This is a genomic window from Streptomyces sp. NPDC029216 (assembly GCF_040648015.1).
Classification (GTDB): Bacteria; Actinomycetota; Actinomycetes; order Streptomycetales; family Streptomycetaceae; genus Streptomyces.
The window spans coordinates 72,854-95,127 of the sequence record NZ_JBEZWL010000011.1; the positions used below are offsets into that span (position 1 = coordinate 72,854).

The window sequence follows — 22,274 nt, forward strand, 5'->3', positions numbered from 1 at the left end:
GTCCTACAGCGCGGCCCCCGCCAGCACCGCGACCTCGGCCGGGAGTGCGGCGCCCGAGCCGTCGCGGCGCGGGTCCGGGGCCGGCAGTTCGGCCGGGGTGCCGTTCGCGGCGGCCCCGCGGGCCGGGGCGTTCCCCGCCCAGGCCAGCACCAGCATGTCCTCGCCCTTCAGGAACCGCTGGCAGCGCACGCCGCCGGTGGCCCGGCCCTTGCGCGGGTACTGGTCGAACGGGGTCAGCTTGCCCGAGCTCGGCGCGCCGTCCAGCGTCCCCGCCCCGGCCGCCACCGTGAACACCACGGCGTCCCGGGCCGGGTCCACCGCCGAGAAGTGGATCACCTTGGCGTTCCCGGCGAGCTTGATGCCCGCCATACCGCCCGCCGGACGGCCCTGGGGGCGCACCTGGCCGGCCGGGTAGCGCAGCAACTGGGCGTCGTCGGTGATGAAGACCAGGTCCTCCTCGCCCGTGCGCAGCTCGACCGCGCCGACGATCCGGTCGCCCTCCTTGAGGGTGATGACCTCCAGCTCGTCCTTGTTCGCCGGGTAGTCCGGCACGACCCGCTTGACCACGCCCTGCTCGGTGCCCAGGGCGAGGCCCTGCGAGGACTCGTCCAGGGAGGTCAGGCAGACCACCGTCTCGTCGGCCTCCAGCCCGGAGAGGAACTCCGAGACCGGGGCGCCGCCCGCCAGGTTCGGCGCGGCGTGCGTGTCCGGCAGCTGCGGCAGGTCGATCACCGACAGCCGCAGCAGACGCCCGTACGAGGTCACCACGCCCACGTCGGCCCGGGCGGTCGCGGCCACCTGCGAGACGACCAGGTCGTGCCGGGCGCGCGCGGCGCCCTCCTCCACCGGCAGCGGCTCGGCGTTCGCCGTACGGGCCAGCAGGCCCGTGGACGACAGCAGCACCCGGCAGGGGTCGTCCGCGACCTCCAGCGGAACGGCGGCGACGGCCGTACCCGCCGACTCCAGCAGCACGGTGCGGCGCGGGGTGCCGAACTTCTTGGCGACCGAGGCCAGTTCCGAGGAGACCAGCTTGCGCAGCTCCGCGTCGGAGTCCAGGATCCGGGTCAGTTCCTCGATCTCGCCGGTCAGCCGGTCGCGCTCGGACTCCAGCTCGATGCGGTCGAAGCGGGTGAGCCGGCGCAGCGGGGTGTCCAGGATGTACTGGGTCTGCGTGTCGCTCAGCGAGAAGCGCTCCATCAGGCGCTCCTTGGCCTGCGCGGAGTTGTCGCTGTCGCGGATGAGGCGGATGACCTCGTCGATGTCGAGCAGGGCCACCAGCAGGCCCTCGACCAGGTGCAGCCGGTCGCGCCGCTTGCCGCGGCGGAACTCGCTGCGCCGGCGCACGACCTCGAAGCGGTGGTCCAGGTAGACCTCCAGCAGCTCCTTGAGGCCCAGCGTCAGCGGCTGCCCGTCGACCAGCGCGACGTTGTTGATGCCGAAGGACTCCTCCATCGGCGTCAGCTTGTACAGCTGCTCCAGCACGGCCTCCGGGTGGAAGCCGTTCTTGATCTCGATGACCAGGCGCAGGCCGTGCGCGCGGTCGGTGAGGTCCTTGACGTCGGCGATGCCCTGGAGCTTCTTGGAGCCGACCAGGTCCTTGATCTTCGCGATGACCTTCTCGGGGCCGACCGTGAAGGGCAGTTCGGTGACGACCAGACCCTTGCGGCGGGGCGTCACGTCCTCGACGGACACCGTCGCGCGGATCTTGAAGGTGCCGCGACCGTTCTCGTAGGCGTCCTTGATGCCGGACAGGCCCACGATCCGGCCGCCGGTGGGCAGGTCCGGACCGGGCACGAAGCGCATCAGCGCCTCCAGGTCCGCCTCCGGGTAGCGGATCAGGTGCCGGGCGGCCGCGATGACCTCGCCCAGGTTGTGCGGGGGCATGTTGGTGGCCATGCCGACCGCGATCCCGGACGTGCCGTTGACCAGCAGGTTCGGGTAGGCGGCGGGCAGGGCGACGGGCTCGCGCTCCTGGCCGTCGTAGTTGGCGGTGAAGTCGACGGTGTCCTCGTCGATCGACTCCGTCATCAGCGACGTGGCGTCGGCCATCTTGCACTCGGTGTAACGCATCGCGGCCGGCGGGTCGTCGTTGCCGAGCGAGCCGAAGTTGCCGTGGCCGTCGACCAGCGGCAGCCGCATGGAGAAGGGCTGGGCCATGCGCACGAGGGCGTCGTAGATCGACTGGTCGCCGTGCGGGTGCAGCTTGCCCATCACCTCGCCGACGACGCGGGCGCACTTCACGTACCCCCGGTCGGGGCGCAGGCCCATCTCGTTCATCTGGTAGACGATGCGCCGGTGCACCGGCTTCATGCCGTCTCTGGCGTCCGGCAGGGCCCGGGAGTAGATCACCGAGTACGCGTACTCGAGGAAGGAGCCCTGCATTTCGTCGACGACGTCGATGTCGAGGATCTTCTCCTCGAAATCCTCCGGCGGCGGGGTCTTCGTGCTGCGGCGGGCCATCGCTGCGGCGCTCCTAACCAAGATCGGGGTGTACGTGCTGGGGTGTGCGTGCTGCGGGGTGTGCGACGGGGTCGCCGCGGACCATTGTGGCCCGAGGCACCGACAACGCCGACCCCGACCCTGGGGGTACCCCCTGGACGGAGTCGTGCGGGGGAGCGAGGGCCGGGAACTTCTCCGCGGACCTGCGCGCTTGCATACAGTGGCAGGTCGATAAGAAATCTCTGCATCGCGATCGAAGGGACCACATGCCCATGGGTCACACGGCCACAGCTCAGGCCGGCTCCGGCGGCCTGACAGCGACCGAGCACCGGCTGGCCAACGGCCTGCGCGTGGTGCTGTCCGAGGACCACCTCACCCCGGTCGCCGCCGTCTGCCTCTGGTACGACGTCGGCTCCCGCCACGAAGTCAAGGGGCGGACCGGTCTGGCTCACCTCTTCGAGCACCTGATGTTCCAGGGCTCGGCGAGCGTACCGGGCAACGGGCACTTCGAGCTCGTCCAGGGCGCCGGCGGCTCGCTGAACGGCACCACCAGCTTCGAGCGCACGAACTACTTCGAGACGATGCCGGCCCACCAGCTGGAGCTCGCCCTGTGGCTGGAGGCGGACCGCATGGGCTCGCTGCTCGCCGCCCTGGACGAGGAGTCCATGGAGAACCAGCGCGACGTCGTCAAGAACGAGCGCCGCCAGCGCTACGACAACGTCCCGTACGGCACGGCCTTCGAGCGGCTGACCGCCCTCGCCTACCCGGAGGGCCACCCCTACCACCACACCCCGATCGGCTCCATGGCCGACCTGGACGCGGCCTCCCTGGAGGACGCCCGCAACTTCTTCCGCACGTACTACGCGCCCAACAACGCCGTCCTGTCGGTCGTGGGCGACATCGACCCCGAGCGCACCCTCGCCTGGGTCGAGAAGTACTTCGGCAGCATCCCCGCGCACGACGGCAAGCAGCCGCCCCGAGACGGCACCCTGCCCGAGATCATGGGCGGGCAGCTCCGCGAGGAGATCGTCGAGGAGGTCCCGGCCCGCGCGCTGATGGCCGCCTACCGCCTGCCGCACGACGGCACCCGCGAGTGCGACGCCGCCGACGTGGCGCTGACGATCCTCGGCGGCGGCGAGTCCTCCCGCCTGCACAACCGCCTGGTCCGCCGCGACCAGAGCGCCGTCGCGGCCGGCTTCGGCCTGCTGCGCCTGGCCGGCGCGCCCTCCCTGGGCTGGCTGGACGTCAAGACCTCCAGCGGCGTCGAGGTGCCCGCCATCGAGGCGGCCGTCGACGAGGAGCTCGCCCGGTTCGCCGCCGAGGGCCCCACGGCCGAGGAGATGGAGCGCGCCCAGGCCCAGCTGGAGCGCGAATGGCTGGACCGGCTGGGCACCGTCGCCGGCCGCGCCGACGAACTGTGCCGCTTCGCGGTGCTGTTCGGCGACCCGCAGCTGGCGCTGACCGCCGTCCGGCGCGTCCTGGACGTCACCGCCGAGGAGGTGCAGGCCGTGGCCGCCGCCCGGCTGCGCCCCGACAACCGCGCGGTCCTGGTCTACGAGCCGCTGGCCGACGCCGAAGAGAACGACGAGAGCGACGAGAACGAGGGGGCGGAGCAGTGAGCGACACCGCAGCCGTCACGATGACCTTCCACCCGCGGCCGCAGGCCGGCGAGGCCAAGCCCTGGGCCTTCCCCGCCCCCGAGCGCTCCACCCTCGGCAACGGCCTGACCCTGCTGCGCTGCCACCGCCCCGGCCAGCAGGTCATCGCGGTCGAGGTCAACCTCGCGGCCCCGCTGGACGCCGAGCCCGAGGGCCTCGACGGAGTGGCCACGATCATGGCCCGCGCCCTGTCCGAGGGCACCGACAAGCGCTCCGCCGAGGAGTTCGCGGCCGAGCTGGAGCGCTGCGGAGCCACCCTCGACGCCCACGCCGACCACCCCGGCCTGCGCGTCTCCCTGGAGGTCCCGGCCTCCCGCCTGGCCAAGGCGCTCGGACTGCTCGCCGAGGCGCTGCGCGCGCCCGCCTTCGACGACGGCGAGGTCGCCCGGCTCGTGCGCAACCGGCTCGACGAGATCCCGCACGAGCAGGCCAACCCGCAGCGCCGCGCCGCCAAGGAGCTCTCCAAGGAGCTGTTCCCGGCCACGCTGCGCATGTCCCGCCCCCGCCAGGGCACCGAGGAGACGGTCGCGCGGATCGACTCGGCGGCCGTACGCGCCTTCTACGAGGCCCACGTACGCCCCTCCACCGCCACCGCGGTGGTCGTCGGCGACCTGACCGGCATCGACCTGGACGCCCTCCTCGCCGACACCCTGGGCGCCTGGACCGGCAACACGGCCGCGCCGCTGCCGGTGCCGCCGGTGACGGCCGACGACACGGGCCGCGTGATCATCGTGGACCGGCCCGGCGCGGTCCAGACGCAGCTGCTGATCGGCCGGATCGGGCCGGACCGGCACGACATCGTCTGGGCCCCGCAGGTGCTCGGCACGTACTGCCTGGGCGGCACCCTCACCTCCCGCCTGGACAAGGTGCTGCGCGAGGAGAAGGGCTACACGTACGGCGTGCGCGCCTTCGGGCAGGTGCTGCGCTCCACGGCCGACGGCAAGGGCGCCTCGATGCTCGCCATCAGCGGCTCGGTGGACACCCCCAACACCGGTCCGGCGCTGGAGGACCTGTGGAAGGTGCTGCGCACCCTCGCCGCGGAGGGCCTGACGGACGCCGAGCGCGACGTGGCGGTGCAGAACCTGGTGGGGGTGGCCCCGCTGAAGTTCGAGACGGCCGCCTCGGTCGCCGGGACGCTCGCCGACCAGGTGGAGCAGGAGCTGCCGGACGACTACCAGGCGCGGCTGTACGCGCGGCTGGCCGAAACCGGTACGGCGGAGGCCACTTCGGCGGTCGTGAGCGCCTTCCCGGTGGACCGGCTGGTCACGATCCTCGTGGGCGACGCCGCGCAGATCGAGGAGCCGGTCCTGGCCCTCGGCATCGGTGACGTCACCGTCGTCGGCAACTGACCGGCGAACGGCCTGCTTTCGGGGGCCCGGTGGAGCGTCCACCGGGCCCCCTTTGTCCGTTTAGTGGTGTGGTTGCAGGTATGCGGTGTGGCGTACGCAACAAATCCGCTCGTCTGTTTGGCGATTGACTGATGATCCGCCTAGCGTCAGGCGTGCTGTCCGTCAGTTGTGCCAGCCGCACCCGCGGCACCGGACAGCGATCGCCGAGTCCCCGTCAGGCGCGAGCCTGGGGAGCCGGGGACCCACATCAGTCCCTGGGGTGAATCGGACCGCCTCGTCAGAGGGGGGCCGTAGGAGACCTTCCTGCTCCGAACCCGTCAGCTAACCCGGTAGGCGAGAGGGAAGGAAAGGATCACCCCCTTCATGGCGTTTGGCAGTCGTGCCGCCGGTTCTGGTAAGCACCGTGGTTCCAGCCGTCTGAGCCGCAAGACCGCCGGCTACGCCGGCATAGCCGCCCTCGCCACCACGGGCGTGGTCGGCACCCTGGCAGCTCCGGCCTTCGCCGCCGACTCCCACGGCGGCCCCTCCCTGGAGGACACCGGCGCCCTGAACGCCGTCGTCGTCGCCGACGGTCTCCAGGACGACATCGAGGTCCAGGCCGAGACCCAGCAGAGCGCCGCCGAGGCCGTCGCCGCCCAGGCGCAGGCCGAGGCCGAGGCGAAGACGCGCGCCGCCGAGGCGAAGCGCATGGCCGAGGCCAAGGAGAAGGCCGAGCGCGAGGCCGCCGAGAAGGCCGCCCAGGAAGAGGCCCGCAAGCGCCTCAACACCTTCGTGGCCCCGATCACCGGCTCCTACGTCAGCACCCAGTACGGCGCGGGCGGCGGCATGTGGTCCTCCGGCAGCCACACCGGCATCGACTTCCACGCCGACGAGGGCACCGTCGTCCACGCGGTGGGCGCGGGCACGATCGTCGAGGCCGGCTGGGGCGGCGCCTACGGCAACAACGTGGTGATCCGCCACAACGACGGCACCTACACCCAGTACGGGCACCTGAACTCGCTGAGCGTCTCGGTCGGCGAGACCGTCACCGCGGGCCAGCAGATCGGCCTGTCGGGCTCCACAGGCAACTCCAGCGGCCCGCACCTGCACTTCGAGGCCCGCACCGGCGCCACCTACGGCACGGACATCAACCCCCTGGCCTACCTGCGCCAGCACGGTGTCGGCATCTGACCCCGTTTTTCCTCGAAGAAGGCCCCGGCTCCCCGAGCCGGGGCCTTCTTCGTTTCGCCGGTTCCGCGTGTTTCCCCGTTTCGGATTTCCGGGCTTTCTCGGAAATCTTCGCGTGTTGCAATAGAGTCGAGTTGAAGGACGGTCGATCGGAACGAAACCCAGCGGAGGTCCGGCCTTGCGTATTCCGGCGCACGCGGTGTGCACAGCCATTCGCGACGATATCGTCTCCGGCGTCTTCGAGCCCGGTGGCCGGTTGACGGAGGAGGTCCTCGCCCGCCGGTACGGGGTCTCGCGCGTGCCCGTGCGCGAGGCGCTGCGCACCCTGGAGTCGGAGGGGTTCGTCACCACGCGGCGGCACGCCGGGGCGTGCGTGGCGGAGCCGAGCGAGCAGGAGGCCGCCGATCTGCTGGAGCTGCGGATGCTGCTGGAGCCCCTCGCCGCCTCGCGCGCGGCGCGGCGTCGGACCGATGCGCACCTGAAGGTGCTGCGGGGGCTGGTGCGGCTGGGCCAGGAGCGGGCCAGGCGGGCGCAGGGGGAGGACCTGCGGGCGCTGGCGGGCTGGTTCCACGAGACCCTCGTCCAGGCCTCCGGCAGCCCGGGACTGATCGCGCTGCTGACGCAGACCCGGCACAAGATCGCCTGGATGTACGAGGTGGGGACGCCGGCCCGGCCGGCGGACTCCTGGGCGGAGCACGGGGCGCTGGTGGACGCGGTGGCGCGGGGGGACGCGGAACGGGCCCGTGCGCTGGCTGCGCTGCATGCGGAGCGGGTGGTGGGGGTGTACCGGCCTCGGGTGAGGACTTTGCAACGTGCCGTAAACACGGGGGGTGGGCGGAATTAACGCGGGGCGCATATAAAAGGGGCGGGTAATTTCCCTATTCCGTGGCCCGGCCTTTATCCCCGCCCCGCCCTTTCTCCGTTTCCTGGGGCTCCGCCCCAGACTCTTCCCAGCTACCGTTGGGCCCCCCCGCCTCAAAAAACGCCGGCGGGGCTGGATTTCGCGCAGCGAAATTCCAGCCCGCGCGGCAGCGGCAGGGCCCCGGTCAAGCGGCGCGGCGAACGCCGAAGCCGCGGTCCCCGGGGTGGTGGGGCCGCGGCTTCGGGCGAGAAGGGGTCAGACCGTCTCGGGGAGTTCCTCCAGGCCCTCCGCGACCAGCTTCGCGAGGCGGTCCAGGGCAACCTCCGCCCCCTCGGCCTCGGACGAGAGGACGATCTCCTCGCCACCCTGGGCGCCCAGGCCCAGGACCGCCAGCATCGAGGCGGCGTTGACGGGGTCGCCGCCCGCCTTCGCGATGGTCACGGGGACGCCGGAAGCGGTCGTCGCGCGGACGAAGATCGAGGCGGGACGAGCGTGCAGGCCCTCGGCCCAGCCGACGTTGACGCGGCGCTCTGCCATGGTGATGCCCTTCAGGTTCTCGCGGTTGTCTAGACCAGTCTCTCACGTCGCCCGGAATGCTCGGACCGACCTCCGGCCCGAACCCGCCGCCGTTCGGCCCTCCTCAGCTTTGCACTGATTTGCCCCACGGTGCCTCATTCCCGGGGTGTGTGCCGTCCGGCCTGTCGGTGGTATCCCGCCGCCTGGCCGGATCTTCCCCTTAGGGTGGCCCCATGACCACCGCGTCGGACCCCTCGTACCCGGCCCACTGGGAAGCGGACGTCGTGCTGCGCGACGGCGGCACCGCCCGGATCCGTCCCATCACCACCGAGGACGCGGGGCTGCTGGTCAGCTTCTACGAGCAGGTCTCGGACGAGTCGAAGTACTACCGCTTCTTCGCCCCCTACCCCCGCCTCTCCGACCGTGACGTGCACCGCTTCACGCACCACGACTACGTCGACCGCGTCGGCCTCGCCATGACCATCGGCGGCGAGTTCATCGGCACCGTCCGCTTCGACCGCATCGGCCCCGACGGCCGCCCCGCCTCCGCCCCCGCCGACGAGGCCGAGGTGGCCTTCCTCGTCCAGGACGCCCACCAGGGCCGCGGCGTCGCCTCCGCCCTGCTCGAACACATCGGGGCCGTGGCCCGCGAGCGGGGCATCCGCCGGTTCGCGGCCGAGGTGCTGCCCGCCAACACCAAGATGATCAAGGTGTTCACGGACGCCGGGTACCAGCAGAAGCGCAGCTTCGAGGACGGCTCCGTCCACCTCACTCTCGACCTCGAACCCACCGCCGAGTCCCTCGCCGTCCAGCGCGCCCGCGAACAGCGCGCCGAGGCCCGGTCCGTCCAGCGGCTGCTGGCCCCCGGCTCCGTCGCGGTGATCGGCGTCAGCCGCTCCGGAGCCGGGGTGGGCGCCGCCGCCCTGCGCAATCTGCGGGACGGGGGTTTCCGCGGGCACCTGTACGCCGTCAACGAGGCCCGCGCGGCGGGGATCGAGGGCGACCTGCTGGACGGGGTGCGGGCCTACCGCGCGGTGGGGGACATCGGAGCGCCCGTCGACCTCGCCGTGATCGCCGTCCCGGCCGGGCGGGTCCCGGACGCCGTCGCCGCCTGCGGGGAGCACGGGGTGCAGGGACTGGTGGTGCTGTCGGCCGGGTACGGGGAGAGCGGTCCGGCGGGGCTGGAGCGGCAGCGCGAACTGGTGCGGCAGGTGCGTTCGTACGGGATGCGGCTCATCGGCCCCAACGCCTTCGGGGTGATCAACACCGCGGCCGACGTGGAGCTCAACGCCTCCCTCGCGCCCGCCCCGGCCACCGCCCGCGGGCGGATCGGGCTGTTCACCCAGTCCGGGGCCATCGGCATCGCCCTGCTGTCCGGACTGCTGCGGCGCGGCGAGGGGCTCTCCTCCTTCGTGTCCGCCGGCAACCGGGCGGACGTCTCCGGCAACGACATCCTCCAGTACTGGTACGAGGACGGGGCCACCGACGTGGCCCTGATGTACCTCGAAACCCTCGGCAACCCCCGCAAGTTCACCCGGCTCGCCCGCCGCACCGCCGCCGTCAAGCCCCTCGTCGTAGCCCTCGGCGGCCGCCACACCCCCGCCGGGCACGTCGTCCCCGGCACCCGGCTGCCCGAGGCCACCGTCTCCGACCTGCTCCGGCAGGCCGGCGTCATCCGGGTCGACACCGTCACCGAGCTCGTCGACGCCGGCCTCCTGCTGGCCGGGCAGCCGCTGCCGGCCGGGCCCCGGGTGGCCATCCTCGGCAACTCCGAGTCACTCGGCGTCCTCACCTACGACGCCTGCCTGACCGAGGGGCTGCGGCCGATGCCCCCGCTCGACCTGACGACCGCCGCCACCCCCGACGACTTCCGCACCGCCCTGACCGGAGCCCTGGCCTCCGAGGACTGCGACGCCGTCGTCGTCACCGCCATCCCCTGGGTCGGCGAGCAGGCCCTGGCCGACGACCTCGCGGAGGCCCTGCGCGAGGCCGTCGCCGAGGTCCCCGGCAAGCCCGTCGCCGTCGTCCACGTCGAGCTCGGCGAACTCGTCGAGGCGCTCTCCGCCGCCCGGGCCACCGCCACCGGCACCACCCCCGCCGCCCCGTCGCCCGCCGCCCCCGCACCCCGCGACCGGACCCCGGCCGCCACCCCCTCCGGCACCCCCGGCCCCGACGGGCGGATCCCCGCCTACCCCGCCGCCGAGCGGGCCGTGCGCGCCCTCGCAGCCGCCGTCCGCCACGCCGAGTGGCGCCGGGCCAACGCCGACGCCGGCCACGTCCCCGAGTACGAGGACATCGACGAGAACGGCGCCGCCGCCCAGCTCGCCGCCCTCCTCGCCGGTGTCGCGGAGGGATCCGCCCTGACCCTGGACGAGACCGACGCCCGCGAGCTGCTCGGCCGCTACGGGATCCGGGTCCTGCCCACCCTCCCCGCCCCCAGCGCCGACGCCGCCGTCCGCGCCGCCCGGGTCCTCGGCTACCCCGTCGCCCTCAAGACCACCGCCCCGCACCTGCGCCACCGCGCCGACCTGGGCGGCGTACGCCTCGACCTCACCACCGAGGCCGATCTGCGGCGCGCGTACGAGGAGCTCACCGAGGCCCTCGGCAAGCCCGCCGAGCTGCTGCCCGTCGTCCAGACGATGGCCCCGCGCGGGGTGGACACCGTCGTCCGCTCCGTCGTCGACCCCGCCGCCGGCTCCGTCCTCTCCTTCGGACTCGCCGGGGTCCCCTCCGAACTGCTCGGCGACACCGCGCACCGTCTCGTCCCCGTCACCGACCGCGACGCCGCCGGCCTGGTCCGCTCCCTGCGCGCCGCGCCCCTGCTCTTCGGCTGGCGCGGCAGCGACCCCGTCGACACCCCCGCCCTGGAGGAACTGCTGCTGAGGCTGTCCCGGCTGGTCGACGACCACCCCGAAGTGACCGGAATCTCCCTGGAGCCGGTCGTCGTCGCCACGGAGGGCCTCACCGTCCTCAGCGCCACCGTCCGTGTCGCCCACCCGCCCGCCCGGACCGACCTCGGCCCGCGCACCCTGCCCAGCTACTGAGCGACGGGCAGGTAGGGGGACCCCGTACGGGCCTTAGGATGGACCTCATGGCGAAATCCGGTACGACGACCCAGGGGCTGCGCGCGGCGATCGAGCGCAGTGGCTACTACCCGGCCCTCGTGGCCGAGGCCGTGGAGGCCGCGGTGGGCGGCGAGCCGGTCTCGTCGTACGTGGTCCACCAGGAGACCACCTTCGACTCCAACGAGGTACGCCGGCACGTGACCGTGCTGGTCCTCACCGACACCCGGTTCATCGTCAGCCACACCGACGAGCAGGCCGCCGACGCCGGGTCCCCCTCCCCGTACGCCACCACCTCCACCGAGTCGGTCAAGCTCGGCTCCATCTCCTCCGTGGTGCTCAGCCGCGTCGTGGCCAACCCGGAGTCCTACGCGCCCGGCCAGCTGCCCCGCGAGGTCGTCCTGACCATCGGCTGGGGTGCGGTCTCGCGCATCGACCTGGAGCCCGCCGCCTGCGGCGACCCCAACTGCGACTCCGACCACGGCTACACCGGCAACTCCACCGCCGACGACCTCAGCCTCCGGGTCAGCGAGGCCGGCGACGGCCCCGAGACGGTCCGACAGACGCTGCTCTTCGCCCAGGCCCTCTCCGAGGCCACCGCGGCCACCACCCGCTGATGTCGTATTCCGCGCCGCCGCACTGGCAGGACGAACCGGAACTCCTCGACCTCGCCGGCGCCCCGGTCCCGCACTACGGCACCGGCTCGCTCGCGGACCTGCTGCCGACCCTGGCGGCCGGCCAGGGCGTACCCGGCCTCACCGCCGGGATCGCCGAGCTGACCCCGGCCGACCGCAACTGCGTCTTCCTGGTCGACGGCATGGGCTGGGAGCAGATCAAGGCCCACCCGGAGTACGCCCCCTTCCTGACCTCCCTGCTCGCGAGCTCGCGCGGCGGCACCGGCCGGCCGATCACCGCGGGCTTCCCGGCGACCACCGCCACCTCCCTCGCGTCCGTCGGCACCGGCCTGCCGCCCGCCCGGCACGGCCTGCCCGGCTACGCGGTGCGCAACCCGGCCTCCGGCGAGCTGATGAACCAGCTCCGCTGGCACCCGTGGACCCCGCCGAAGCCCTGGCAGCCGTACCCCACCGTCTTCCAGCTCGCGGACACGGCCGGCGTGCACACCGCCCAGGTGTCCGCGCCGAACTTCCAGAGCACCCCGCTCACCCAGATCGCCCTGAGCGGCGGCACCTTCCACGGCCGGATGACCGGCGAGGAGCGGATGGACCTCGCCGCGATCCAGCTCGCGGCCGGTGAGCGCTCGCTCGTGTACACGTACTACAGCGAACTCGACGGGGCCGGACACCGGCACGGCGTGGACTCCGACGCCTGGCGCGGCCAGCTCATGTACGTCGACCGGCTCGTACAGCGCCTCGCCGAGCAGCTGCCGCCGCGCACCGCGCTGTACGTGACCGCCGACCACGGCATGGTGGACGTCCCCTTCGACGAGGACTCCCGCATCGACTTCGACGAGGACTGGGAGCTGGGCGCGGGCGTGGCCCTGCTCGGCGGCGAGGGCCGGGCCCGGCACGTCTACGCGGTGCCCGGCGCCGAGGCCGACGTCCTGACCGTGTGGCGCGAGGTGCTCGGCGACCGCTTCTGGGTCGCGAGCCGCGAAGAGGCCCTGGAACTGGGCTGGTTCGGGGCGCCGGGGGAGTGCGACGAGCGGGTCCTCGGCCGGATAGGCGACGTGATCGCCGCCGCCCAGGCCGACGTCGCGATCACCGCCTCCCGCAACGAGCCCAACGAGTCGGCCCTCGCCGGCATGCACGGCTCCATGACGGCGGCGGAACAGCTGGTCCCGCTGCTCGAAGTCCGCACCTGAGCGGTCCCCGCTCCACCCCGCCCTTCCCTTCTCCACCGCCACGACCCGAAAGGTCCCGTACCCCCCATGCCCGAGCTGGTGTTCTTCTCCGGAACGATGGACTGCGGAAAGAGCACTTTGGCGCTCCAGATTGCCCATAACCGCGACGCGCGGGGGCTTCAGGGCGTGATCTTCACGCGGGACGACCGGGCGGGCGAGGGCAAGCTGTCGTCCCGGCTGGGTCTGGTGACGGAGGCGATCGAGGCGCCGGAGGGCATGGACTTGTACGCGTACCTGGTCTCCCAGCTCTCGAAGGGCGGCAAGGCGGACTACGTGATCGTGGACGAGGCCCAGTTCCTGGCCCCGGAGCAGATCGACCAGCTTGCGCGCATCGTGGACGACCTGGACATGGACGTCTTCGCGTTCGGTATCACCACGGATTTCCGCACGAAGCTGTTCCCGGGCTCGCAGCGGCTGATCGAGCTGGCGGACCGGCTTGAGCAGCTCCAGGTGGAGGCCCTGTGCTGGTGCGGCGCCCGCGCCACCCACAACGCCCGCACGATAGACGGCGAGATGGTGGTCGAGGGTGCCCAGGTCGTCGTCGGCGACGTGAACCGCCCGGCGGAAGAGATCGGCTACGAGGTCCTCTGCCGCCGCCACCACCGCCGCCGGATGACCTCGGCCGCGGCCCACGCCGGCGCCCTCTCCCCGGACGTCCTCCCGGTCAACCACGCCTGACCGTCTTTTTCCATGCCGGCGGCCGAGTTACTGGAGACCGTGACTGTCGAGACGGTGGATGAGGCCGGGCCGGCTCCGGTAGGTGTCGCGCAGGAGCCCCAGACGCTGCTGGAAATCGACACCGTGTCCGGCGTGAGCGCAGGCATCGCGCAGGTCACGAAGGAGGGCGACAGCCGCGTCGTAGGCACTGGTCTTCTTGGAGGCGATGTGCGCTTCGGCCTGGTTCCAGATGACGTCCGCCTCGGCGGCGAGTGCGGTCAGGCGCGTGGCGCGGGCTCGCAACCGGTCGCGTTCGGCGTGCCCGTGGCGCTCGGCGCGGCGGGTGTGCGCCGCATCCAGCAGCCGGGCGGCGGTCCGGCGACCAGGTGCGGTCGTTTGGGCGGAAGTTTCCCGCAGACGGTGCAGGAGTTCGCTGTGCAAGTGGGGTTCCGGGCCGAGGGCGAGGCGCACCAGTAGGGCGTCCTTCTCCTCGTCCGGGAGGGCGGAGACGAGTCGCGCGAGCTCCTTCCGCGTCAGACTGGCCGCGGGTTCCGGCGCCGCGGTGCTGCTCTGTGCGGCGACAGCGAGCAGGTCGGTGTCGACGCGCAGGAAGTCCGCGAGCGCGCTTTGCGGAGCCGTGAGTTCGCCCAGGCCAGCGGGGACGGGAGGCTCCAGGGCGGACTGGTACTCCTCTTCGTCGTCGTCCTCGGCTTCCCAGGCAGAGAGGGCGGAGAGCCACGCCAGATAGAGAGGCCGCATATCGCCGGTGGCGAGTTCCTCGCGTACGCCGATGACGGCGGCCAGGGAATCGTCGGCTCCATCGACCCAGTCGCCGCCCTCGTCCTCGCTGGTCAGGTCGAGGAGAAGGTGGGTCCGGGTGGCCCAGGTTTCGACGTGGTGGCCGAGATCGTACGGTTGGACGCTGCGCAGGGCCAGGCGCTGTAGGGGCAGGCGGAGCATCAGCCGGCGTGTGCCCCAGCTGGCGACGTACAGATGGGCGTCGAAGTACCGCTCCACCAGGTTTCGCGGATTCCCCCGCAGGTCGCCCCAGTGGTATTCGTTGGTGAAGCTGGTGGCGGTGATCCTGGCACGGCTGGAGACGCCCCGCAGTGCTTCCCGCTGGTCGCCGCTCAGCGGCCGGTCGAGGGCCTGAAACTCGTAGTACTGGTACTCGCTCACCGGAAGCACCCTACGGCTGACGGCGGTGCGGGAGGGTAGGTTCGGCGAGGCGGCGAGGGCACGGAACGGAGCGGTTGTGGACGAGTCTCATGGCAAGACAGTGGGACAGGTGCGGGAGTTGGTCGGGTGGATCGGCGCGGGACGGAAATTGACGCAGACCGGCCGCATCACTCTCGCGGACGCCCGGACCTTGGTGGAGCTGCTGGGCACCGGCGACCAGATGGACCCGGTGATTGGTGACCGGATGTTCAAGACGAAGTCCAGCGAGGAGCTGTACCACCTCAACCTGCTGGCGGAATGGGCTAAGGCCGCCCGAGTGCTGAGGGTTGCCGGTGGCCGTCTGCTCCCGGTGAAGAAGAACGCCCGGCTGCTCGACCGGCCCGACGGCCTGTGGAACGCCCTCTTCGAAGCGGTACCGCGCATCGGGAGTGCCGTACTGGTCTCGGGGTGGCTTGAGTCGGTCTTCTCGCAGGAGTATGCCGCTGGCCTGCGGACGCTGCTGCATCGGCTGTACGCGGCTCGCGGCCCGGTCGCCGGCGACGCGCTGCGCAGAGCGGTGTGGCAGGCGGTGACCGCTCCCTACATCCTCGACGATGTGCCGCCCGAGCGGCTGCGGGGCTGGCGCGGTAGCAACGACCGTGACGTGCGGCTGTTGCTCGACGCCCTCGCGGCCCTCGGGGCCGTCCGAAGCGACGATGACACCGTGGAGCTGACCGGTCAGGGCAGGCGGGCCGTGGCCGTGATGCGCGGCGAACCGCTCCCCGGAGAACCGGTGTTCCAGCTGCGCATCGATCTGGAGGACATTGTCGAACCGGCGGTCTGGCGACGTGTGCTGGTGCCGGCCGCGGCCCGGCTCGACCAAGCGCATGCTGTGATCCAGGCTGTCATGGGCTGGGAGAACAGCCATATGCACGCCTTCACCGTGGATGGCGTCCAGTACGGCCAGGCCAACACCGAGCTCGACTTCAGGGACGAGCGGGGCGTCACTCTCGGCGCCCTACTCAAGGAGGGAGGGAGCCTTGCGTACACGTACGACTTCGGTGACTCCTGGGACCACAGCGTCACGGTGGAGCACCGGATCGCAGCCGAGGCGGACCGGAGTTATCCCGTCTGCATAGCCGGTTCCGGCGCCTGCCCTCCTGAGGACTGCGGAGGCGCCGGGGCCTATGAAGACCTCAAGCGGACTCTCGCCGATCCGACGCGGACGGAGCACGACGACCTCGTGCGGTGGCTTGGCCTTGACTCCGGGGTGGGGTTCGACCCGGCCCGGTTCACCCCCGGCGAAGCCAATGACAGACTCCAGCAGATGTAACCCATCCATCCCGGGCGCCACCCCTGGGCGGGCTCGGTGTGGGCGCGCGGCCCTCGTACTCTCGCGCCCGAGAGTCGGACGGTGCCGAAGGGCTGCGGGGAGCGGTCCCGGCTCAGCTGACATGGCGGATGCCCCAGTAAGAAGACGTTGGCGCTCCAGATTGCCCACAACCGCGACGCGCGGGGGCTTCAGGGCGTGATCTTCACGCGGGACGACCGGGCGGGCGAGGGCAAGCTGTCCTCTCGGCTCGGCCTGGTGACGGAGGCCGTCGAGGCGCCGGAGGGCATGGACCTGTACGCGTACTTGGTCGCCCAGCTCTCCAAGGGCGGCAAGGCCGACTACGTGATCGTGGACGAGGCCCAGTTCCTCGCGCCCGAGCAGATCGACCAGCCGGCCCGCATCGTCGACGACCTGGACATGGACGTCTTCGCCTTCGGCATCACGACGGACTTCCGCACGAAGCTCTTCCCGGGCTCGCAGCGGCTGATCGAGCTGGCGGACCGTCTGGAGCAGCTCCAGGTCGAGGCCCTGTGCTGGTGCGGCGCCCGCGCCACGCACAACGCCCGCACGGTGGGCGGCGAAATGGTCGTGGAAGGCGCCCAGGTGGTGGTCGGTGACGTGAACCGCCCGGCGGAGGAGATCGGTTACGAGGTCCTGTGCCGCCGCCACCACCGCAAGCGCATGACAAGCGCCGCGGCCCACGCGGGCGCGCTGTCGCCTGACGTACTGCCGGTCACGTCGGGCTGACCCATGCTGCCGCGGCGAGCCGGGAAGCTCGGGGCCGTTGGCAGCGGAGCCAGAGGGTGTGAAGTCAAGGCTGCCATCGAGGGGCGACGCCGAGTGTCGCCGACGCGTAGCCTTGAGGTAGGGCTCGTCCGATTGTCCGGCTTGTGCGCAGGGTGTGGTCGCCCGACTGCCGAGGAACAGTGACCGTCTCATGCCTTCCGTGCCCGACAGGAGATCGCCGCAGGGCCGCAGTGCCCGAGCTGCCGCGCTGCGTGAGCAGGCGCGTGCCGAACGCCGCCGCCGACTGCGGTTCGCACTGATCGTGGGCATCGTGGTGGCCGTGGTCATCGCGGGGCTCACGATCGCTGCGCTCTCCACAAGCGGCGGGCCGCCCCGTTCCACGGCTCCCGAGGCCGGCATACCGGCCACTCCGATGAAGACCGCCTCGGGCCGTACGACCAGTCCGCCGTGGGCCGCGCCGAGTGATGCTGCCGCGCGGGTCGCGGCAGCGGGCCTGCGGATGCTGGGAGAGGAAGGCCAGGTCGAGCACATCCACGCCCACCTGGACATCATCGTGAACGGCAAACCGGTGGCCGTCCCCGGGAACATCGGCATCGACCAGAACACGCAGCTGATCAGCCCGCTGCACTCACACGTGCCGAACGGGGTGATCCACGTCGAGTCCCCCGTCAAGGCCGTCTTCAGCCTCGGCCAGTTCATGACCGAATGGGACGTCGCCCTCACCCAGGACTCCATCGGCGGGCTCAAGGCCGACGGCGCCAACGAATTCCACGCCTATGTGAACGGCAAGGAGCGCCCCGGCAACCCGGCCGCGATCGAGCTCCGGGATCACGACGAGATCGCGCTCGTATACGGACCGGCAGGCCTGAAGGTCGACGTGCCCAGCAGCTTCGACTGGCCGAAGAAGGCCAAGTGAGCAGCGAATACGGGAATCCGAACCCTTGATGCTTCCGCCCCTCGGGACGAAGCGACACTCACGTCCCGCTTGACCGCATGACGTCCGCCTCCATGCTCGGACAGTGGCACGCCGGTCACTTTCAGTTCCCGTCATGCCGCGGTCGGCGTGGCCCTTACCGAGATTGCGTAAGGACGTCAAGTCACGTTCTCCAGTGGCATGACGAGTCTTGCCCGGTCGGGTTTATTTGAAGCACGGCCTCACCCCAACTCCTACCCATATTGAAATATGGGGCCGAGCTTTTACCTCGTTTCCGCGGGGCAAAAAATAAAACCCCGCAAAAATTGAGGGAGGATTCGATGAATGGGCATTTCTGGACGCGTCGCCTGTCGGCGGCCACGGCCACCCTGGCTCTGGCCGGCGTCGTCTCGCTGGTCCCGGTCACGGCCTTCGCATCGTCGACGGTACACACCAAGACGATTCCGTCCGTCGCCTGTCGCGCACGCTAGCGCCGGGACCTTTTGTGCCCCCGGCCGCCGAGTCCGCGGCCGATTTTTCCCACACGGAAGGAGGGGTCGCCATGCGGTATGACCACTGTCTTTAGCTCAAGCAGGTCGGGCCCGGAGGCGCCGGGCCCGACCTCACTTCACTTCACACATGATCCGCCGAGACCGAGACACGAGACCGAGACACGAGACCGAAACCGAGACCGAGACCGAGAACAGGACGAAGGCCAATGACGACATCCATCAGCTACAACCCTTTGGACTGGTCTACGATCGTCGACCCGTATCCGGTCTATGCCGAGTTGCGCACCCATGCGCCGGTGTTCTGGCACGAGCAGATGCAGTCCTGGGTGCTCACTCGATACTTCGACTGTCGAGACGTTCTGCGCAACCACGCGTTGTGGGCTCGGGACTTGCGCCGACTCGGCGCCGACGTTCCCGATGAGCGGCTGAACATCCAGTACCAGGACCCGCCGGAGCAGGCGAAGCTGCGTGCTCTCGTCGTCAGCGCCATGCGGACACCTGACACGAGGGACATCTGCCGACGCGCCCGGCCCGATCTCGAGGCACATTTCGAACGGCTCGGCGGTCGCGAGGAGTTCGACCTCATGAGCGAGGTGGCTGCCCCACTGGCGCTGCAGATCACCTGTGACCTGGTCGGCGTGGAACCGCCGGAGCTGGACACCTACGTGAGGATCTTCGAAGGGCTGACCCGGCGGATGGACAGCGGGCTCGACCCGAGCCATGCCGAGCCCGGGGAGGAAGTGGGTCTCGAACTCCACGCGATGATGAAGGCGTGGTTCGAGCAGACCCGGCTTCCGGGAATGATCGCGACCCTGCGGGAGAGTCCACACACGAAGGCGATGCCGGACGCATACGTCCGGAACACCGTGAGTGCGGTCTTCAACGCCAGTTACAGCACGGTCTATGCCTCGACCGGAGCCGTCGTCCTGACTCTGCTGCAGCATCCACACGTGCTCGATCAGCTGCGCGAGCGCATCCTGATGGCCACGGGGGTGGCGGAGCTAATCCGCTTCTGCAGCCCGGCCCAGGGCACGAGCCGGGTGGCCACCGAGCGCACGAGGATCGGCGACACCACGATCGAGCGGGGTGAGGCCGTCGTGACCCTTTTCGCCGCCGCCAACCGGGATCCGGAGTACTTCGACCGGCCGGATGAGCTCATTCTCGACCGTTCGCCCAACCAGCATCTGGGATTCGGATGGGGTCCGCACGTCTGTGCCGGCGCGCAACTCGCAACGGACTGGCTGGACGAGCTCATCGACTTCCTGAACGAGCGGCCGTCGGCATTGACCTTGGCAGGCGAGCCCAGATACATGCGCTCCGCGACGCTCCGCAATCTGGAAGCGCTGCCCGTGAGATTTCTCTGCTGATATCAGGCAGGCGCAATGCCTGATGGCGAGAACGCATTGCGTCTGCTCGATACGAACCGACCGATATTCACAAGCGAGGAAGGATCCGGACGACATGGCCGGCAAGCTGATGCTCGACGTGACGCCACTGCGGCATTCGCCGGCATTCCGCCTGCTCTGGATCGGGCAATCCGTTTCCGGCGTTGGCGGACAGATGACCGTATTCGCCGTGGCGCTCCAGGTCTATCTGCTCACGAAGAGCACTCTGGCGGTCGGCGTCATCGGTTTGTGCACCGTGATTCCCACGCTGTCCATAGCGCTCGTCGGAGGCACGCTGGGCGACACGTACGACCGCAGGAAGATCGTCCTTCTCGCCGGCAGCGGCCAGGTGGCTGTGTCACTGGCATTCGCCGTGCAGGCCGTCGCCGGAAACGACCGGCTCTGGCTGCTGTATCTCCTCTGCATCGCCCAGTCGACCCTCGGAGCCATCAGCGTCCCGGCCAAACGGACCTTCATGGCGCACCTGCTGCCCAAGGACCAGATCCCGGCAGGCGCCGCCCTCACGATGCTCACCATGCATTTCGCCGGGATCGCAGGCCCGATCCTCGCCGGTGCTGTCGCCGGCGTCTGGGGGCTGCAGGCCTGTTACGCCGTGGACGCTCTCAGTTTCATCGCCGCGATCTACGTCGTCGCGAAACTCCCGGCCATGCCGCCTCAAGGATCGATCGCCCGCCCCGGTGCCAAGGCGATCGTCGCCGCCCTGCGCTATGTCCGCGCGAACGACGTCCTCAAGGGCGCGTTCCTCGCAGATCTCAGCCTGACGCTCCTCGCGACCCCGACCCCGCTGCTTCCGGCGATCAACGATCTGAATCTGGGGGGCAATGCCGAGACGCTCGGCTTGCTGATGGCGGCGCCGGCCGTCGGAGGCGTCCTGGGATCGCTGTGCTCCGGGCGGGCGGGTCGAGTCGCCCACAAGGGCCGGGGCATGCTCCTTGCGGGCGGCGCATGGGGGACCTGCATCGCGATCTTCGGGCTGGTCCAGGTTCCGGCACTCGCGATCGGGCTCCTGGTCGTCGCGGGTACGGCGGACGTCATCAGCGTCGTCTTCCTCACGACGATCGTCCAGACCACGGTGGACGACAACTACCGGAGCAGGGTGAGCGCGGTCGAGTTCGTCGTGGGCGCCGGAGGCCCACAGCTCGGCGGAATGCGTGCCGGCGCGCTCGGCGCGATCACCTCACCCGGCCTGTCCGCCGTCATCGGCGGCGCGACATCCGTTCTCGTGGCGGCGTTGCTGGCCGTTGCCCTGCCGAAGTTCACCCGGTGGGAATCCGAGTCCTCGGACCGGGCGACCACCGAGGAAGGCGCCAGGAAGCCGTCTGAAATCAAGGCACTTACCGACTCGGAGAGGGATTGACATGACTCTGGAGATCTTTTCGCAGCAGCAGGCGGACATCGACGCCGACGTGTCGAGGGTGACCCGGCCAGGCGCGCCCGCCGGCCCGATCGTCAATTCGTGGAACGAATGGGACCCGCTCGAGGAGATCCTCGTCGGCCGCGCGGACGGAGCCTGCTTCGAACCGACCGAATCCGGGTACCGCCCCCAACTCCGCGGGACCCCCACCGGTCGGAGCTTTCCCACCGGGCCGAAGTCGCCCGCCGTGGTGGCCCGCGCGAACGAGGAGCTCGAAGGGCTTGCCGAGCTCCTGCGCACGCTCGGGGTGACGGTTCGCCGTCCCGACGCCGCTGATTTCACGACAGCCGTGAAGACGCCGTCCTTCGAGGTCGCGAACCAGTACTGCTCCGTCTGTCCGCGCGACGTCCTCATCACGGTGGGAAACCAGATCATCGAGGCCACGATGTCGCGGAGAGCCAGGTTCTTCGAGTACCTGCCGTACCGGAGCCTCGTCTACCGATACTGGACCGCCGACGAGCGCGTGGTGTGGACCGCGGCGCCGAAGCCTTCCATGAGCGACACGATGTACCGCCCGGAATTCTGGGGGCTGACCCTGGATGAGCGGCACGCGAGGATGCACGACTTCGAGTTCTGCGTCACGCAGGACGAAGTGATCTTCGATGCGGCTGACATCACCAGGGCGGGCCGCGACATCTTCGTCCAGGAATCCATGACGACCAACCGGATGGGTATCCGCTGGCTGCGCAGAGAACTCGAACCCCGTGGCCTCCGCGTCCATGCCCTGCATTTCCCGCTCGATTTCTTCCCCTCCCACATCGACTGCACGTTCGTCCCGCTGCGACCAGGGCTGGTGCTCACGAACCCGGACCGGCCGCTCAAGGCCGATGAGCGGGAGTTCTTCGTACGCAATGGATGGAGACTCGTCGACGCGCCGACGCCGGCGTACGGCAATGACGAGATGCCCCGCTACTGCCAGTCCTCCAAATGGCTGTCGATGAACCTGCTGAGCGTCGCTCCGGGCGTGGTCATCTGCGAAGCGAGCGAGAAGAACCTGCACGAGCTGCTGCGCGGGCTGGGGTTCGAGGTCCTCACGGTCCCGTTCCGCAACGTCTACGAGTTCGGCGGCTCGCTGCACTGCGCCACCTGGGACATCCGCCGGACCGGTGAGTGCCAGGAGTACTTCACCGTTCCGGATCGCACCCGGAGGCGCGGACCCGGCACCGACCCGGGCTTCGGAATTCCCCGCGGCCCGATCACCCACTCTTGACGGAGGAAGA

General features: G+C 70.6%; 17 protein-coding genes and 1 riboswitch. Of the genes, 14 read left to right on the top strand and 3 right to left on the bottom strand.

Features of this window, described 5'->3' with window-relative positions; genetic code table 11:
- Positions 1-3 precede the first annotated feature (3 nt).
- Positions 4-2,460: a DNA topoisomerase IV subunit A gene (locus tag AB0F18_RS07090; protein WP_362055823.1), complete on the bottom strand. Its 2,457-nt coding sequence runs from the start codon at positions 2,458-2,460 to the stop codon at positions 4-6.
- A 251-nt stretch (positions 2,461-2,711) separates the two neighbouring features.
- Between AB0F18_RS07090 and AB0F18_RS07095 the strand changes: the two genes are divergently transcribed.
- The 4 genes from AB0F18_RS07095 (at position 2,712) to AB0F18_RS07110 (ending at position 7,457) form a co-directional block, all read left to right on the top strand.
- Positions 2,712-4,058 carry a pitrilysin family protein gene (locus AB0F18_RS07095; protein ID WP_362055825.1) on the top strand — a complete coding sequence of 449 codons (1,347 nt, stop codon included), beginning with the start codon at positions 2,712-2,714 and terminating at the stop codon, positions 4,056-4,058.
- Positions 4,059-4,078: 20 nt separating this feature from the next.
- Complete coding sequence (locus AB0F18_RS07100) at positions 4,079-5,446, top strand: pitrilysin family protein (protein WP_362055884.1); 1,368 nt, start codon at positions 4,079-4,081, stop codon at positions 5,444-5,446.
- Between the two features lie 191 nt (positions 5,447-5,637).
- A riboswitch (cyclic di-AMP (ydaO/yuaA leader) is annotated at positions 5,638-5,797 on the top strand.
- Positions 5,798-5,809: 12 nt separating this feature from the next.
- The gene (locus AB0F18_RS07105) at positions 5,810-6,616 is read left to right on the top strand and encodes a M23 family metallopeptidase (RefSeq protein WP_362055827.1); all 807 of its coding nucleotides are present in this window, start codon (positions 5,810-5,812) and stop codon (positions 6,614-6,616) included.
- Between the two features lie 175 nt (positions 6,617-6,791).
- Positions 6,792-7,457: a GntR family transcriptional regulator gene (locus AB0F18_RS07110; protein ID WP_362055829.1), complete on the top strand. Its 666-nt coding sequence runs from the start codon at positions 6,792-6,794 to the stop codon at positions 7,455-7,457.
- A gap of 273 nt (positions 7,458-7,730) precedes the next feature.
- Here AB0F18_RS07110 and AB0F18_RS07115 read toward each other — a convergent pair whose 3' ends face one another.
- Positions 7,731-8,012 carry an HPr family phosphocarrier protein gene (locus tag AB0F18_RS07115; RefSeq protein WP_330298989.1) on the bottom strand — a complete coding sequence of 94 codons (282 nt, stop codon included), beginning with the start codon at positions 8,010-8,012 and terminating at the stop codon, positions 7,731-7,733.
- A 212-nt stretch (positions 8,013-8,224) separates the two neighbouring features.
- Between AB0F18_RS07115 and AB0F18_RS07120 the strand changes: the two genes are divergently transcribed.
- The 4 genes from AB0F18_RS07120 (at position 8,225) to AB0F18_RS07135 (ending at position 13,592) form a co-directional block, all read left to right on the top strand.
- Positions 8,225-11,035: a GNAT family N-acetyltransferase gene (locus tag AB0F18_RS07120; protein ID WP_362055831.1), complete on the top strand. Its 2,811-nt coding sequence runs from the start codon at positions 8,225-8,227 to the stop codon at positions 11,033-11,035.
- A 47-nt stretch (positions 11,036-11,082) separates the two neighbouring features.
- Positions 11,083-11,670, top strand: a complete 588-nt coding sequence (locus tag AB0F18_RS07125; protein ID WP_362055833.1) for a DUF5998 family protein — start codon at positions 11,083-11,085, stop codon at positions 11,668-11,670.
- Positions 11,670-12,875, top strand: coding sequence for a nucleotide pyrophosphatase/phosphodiesterase family protein (locus AB0F18_RS07130; protein ID WP_362055835.1), 1,206 nt, complete (start codon positions 11,670-11,672; stop codon positions 12,873-12,875). Before AB0F18_RS07125 ends, AB0F18_RS07130 begins: the two co-directional genes overlap by 1 nt.
- A gap of 66 nt (positions 12,876-12,941) precedes the next feature.
- Positions 12,942-13,592 (top strand): thymidine kinase, encoded by a 651-nt coding sequence (locus AB0F18_RS07135; RefSeq protein ID WP_362055837.1) that lies wholly within the window; start codon positions 12,942-12,944, stop codon positions 13,590-13,592.
- A 27-nt stretch (positions 13,593-13,619) separates the two neighbouring features.
- Here the strand turns inward: AB0F18_RS07135 and AB0F18_RS07140 are convergent, their stop codons facing one another.
- Positions 13,620-14,750 carry a hypothetical protein gene (locus AB0F18_RS07140; protein WP_362055839.1) on the bottom strand — a complete coding sequence of 377 codons (1,131 nt, stop codon included), beginning with the start codon at positions 14,748-14,750 and terminating at the stop codon, positions 13,620-13,622.
- A gap of 76 nt (positions 14,751-14,826) precedes the next feature.
- Between AB0F18_RS07140 and AB0F18_RS07145 the strand changes: the two genes are divergently transcribed.
- The 6 genes from AB0F18_RS07145 (at position 14,827) to AB0F18_RS07170 (ending at position 22,264) form a co-directional block, all read left to right on the top strand.
- On the top strand, positions 14,827-16,062 hold the full coding sequence (locus AB0F18_RS07145; RefSeq protein ID WP_362055841.1) for a plasmid pRiA4b ORF-3 family protein: 1,236 nt from the start codon (positions 14,827-14,829) through the stop codon (positions 16,060-16,062).
- 147 nt (positions 16,063-16,209) lie between these two features.
- Positions 16,210-16,809 carry a thymidine kinase gene (locus AB0F18_RS07150; protein ID WP_362055843.1) on the top strand — a complete coding sequence of 200 codons (600 nt, stop codon included), beginning with the start codon at positions 16,210-16,212 and terminating at the stop codon, positions 16,807-16,809.
- 199 nt (positions 16,810-17,008) lie between these two features.
- A complete protein-coding gene (locus tag AB0F18_RS07155; RefSeq protein ID WP_362055845.1) occupies positions 17,009-17,725 on the top strand; it encodes a hypothetical protein in 717 nt (238 codons plus the stop codon).
- Between the two features lie 715 nt (positions 17,726-18,440).
- Positions 18,441-19,601, top strand: a complete 1,161-nt coding sequence (locus AB0F18_RS07160) for a cytochrome P450 (RefSeq protein WP_362055847.1) — start codon at positions 18,441-18,443, stop codon at positions 19,599-19,601.
- Positions 19,602-19,695: 94 nt separating this feature from the next.
- A complete protein-coding gene (locus tag AB0F18_RS07165; RefSeq protein WP_362055849.1) occupies positions 19,696-20,997 on the top strand; it encodes an MFS transporter in 1,302 nt (433 codons plus the stop codon).
- A gap of 1 nt (position 20,998) precedes the next feature.
- Positions 20,999-22,264, top strand: coding sequence for an arginine deiminase family protein (locus tag AB0F18_RS07170; protein WP_362055851.1), 1,266 nt, complete (start codon positions 20,999-21,001; stop codon positions 22,262-22,264).
- The last annotated feature ends 10 nt before the right edge of the window (positions 22,265-22,274 follow it).

Bases quoted from the DNA above. Each gene is read 5' to 3' on its own strand.
- AB0F18_RS07160 (WP_362055847.1), top strand. From the start codon at position 18,441: ATGACGACATCCATCAGCTACAACCCTTTGGACTGGTCTACGATCGTC.
- AB0F18_RS07165 (WP_362055849.1), top strand. From the start codon at position 19,696: ATGGCCGGCAAGCTGATGCTCGACGTGACGCCACTGCGGCATTCGCCG.
- AB0F18_RS07105 (WP_362055827.1), top strand. From the start codon at position 5,810: ATGGCGTTTGGCAGTCGTGCCGCCGGTTCTGGTAAGCACCGTGGTTCC.
- AB0F18_RS07125 (WP_362055833.1), top strand. From the start codon at position 11,083: ATGGCGAAATCCGGTACGACGACCCAGGGGCTGCGCGCGGCGATCGAG.
- AB0F18_RS07115 (WP_330298989.1), bottom strand. From the start codon at position 8,012: ATGGCAGAGCGCCGCGTCAACGTCGGCTGGGCCGAGGGCCTGCACGCT.
- AB0F18_RS07120 (WP_362055831.1), top strand. From the start codon at position 8,225: ATGACCACCGCGTCGGACCCCTCGTACCCGGCCCACTGGGAAGCGGAC.
- AB0F18_RS07135 (WP_362055837.1), top strand. From the start codon at position 12,942: ATGCCCGAGCTGGTGTTCTTCTCCGGAACGATGGACTGCGGAAAGAGC.
- AB0F18_RS07100 (WP_362055884.1), top strand. From the start codon at position 4,079: ATGACCTTCCACCCGCGGCCGCAGGCCGGCGAGGCCAAGCCCTGGGCC.
- AB0F18_RS07130 (WP_362055835.1), top strand. From the start codon at position 11,670: ATGTCGTATTCCGCGCCGCCGCACTGGCAGGACGAACCGGAACTCCTC.
- AB0F18_RS07095 (WP_362055825.1), top strand. From the start codon at position 2,712: ATGGGTCACACGGCCACAGCTCAGGCCGGCTCCGGCGGCCTGACAGCG.
- AB0F18_RS07090 (WP_362055823.1), bottom strand. From the start codon at position 2,460: ATGGCCCGCCGCAGCACGAAGACCCCGCCGCCGGAGGATTTCGAGGAG.
- AB0F18_RS07170 (WP_362055851.1), top strand. From the start codon at position 20,999: ATGACTCTGGAGATCTTTTCGCAGCAGCAGGCGGACATCGACGCCGAC.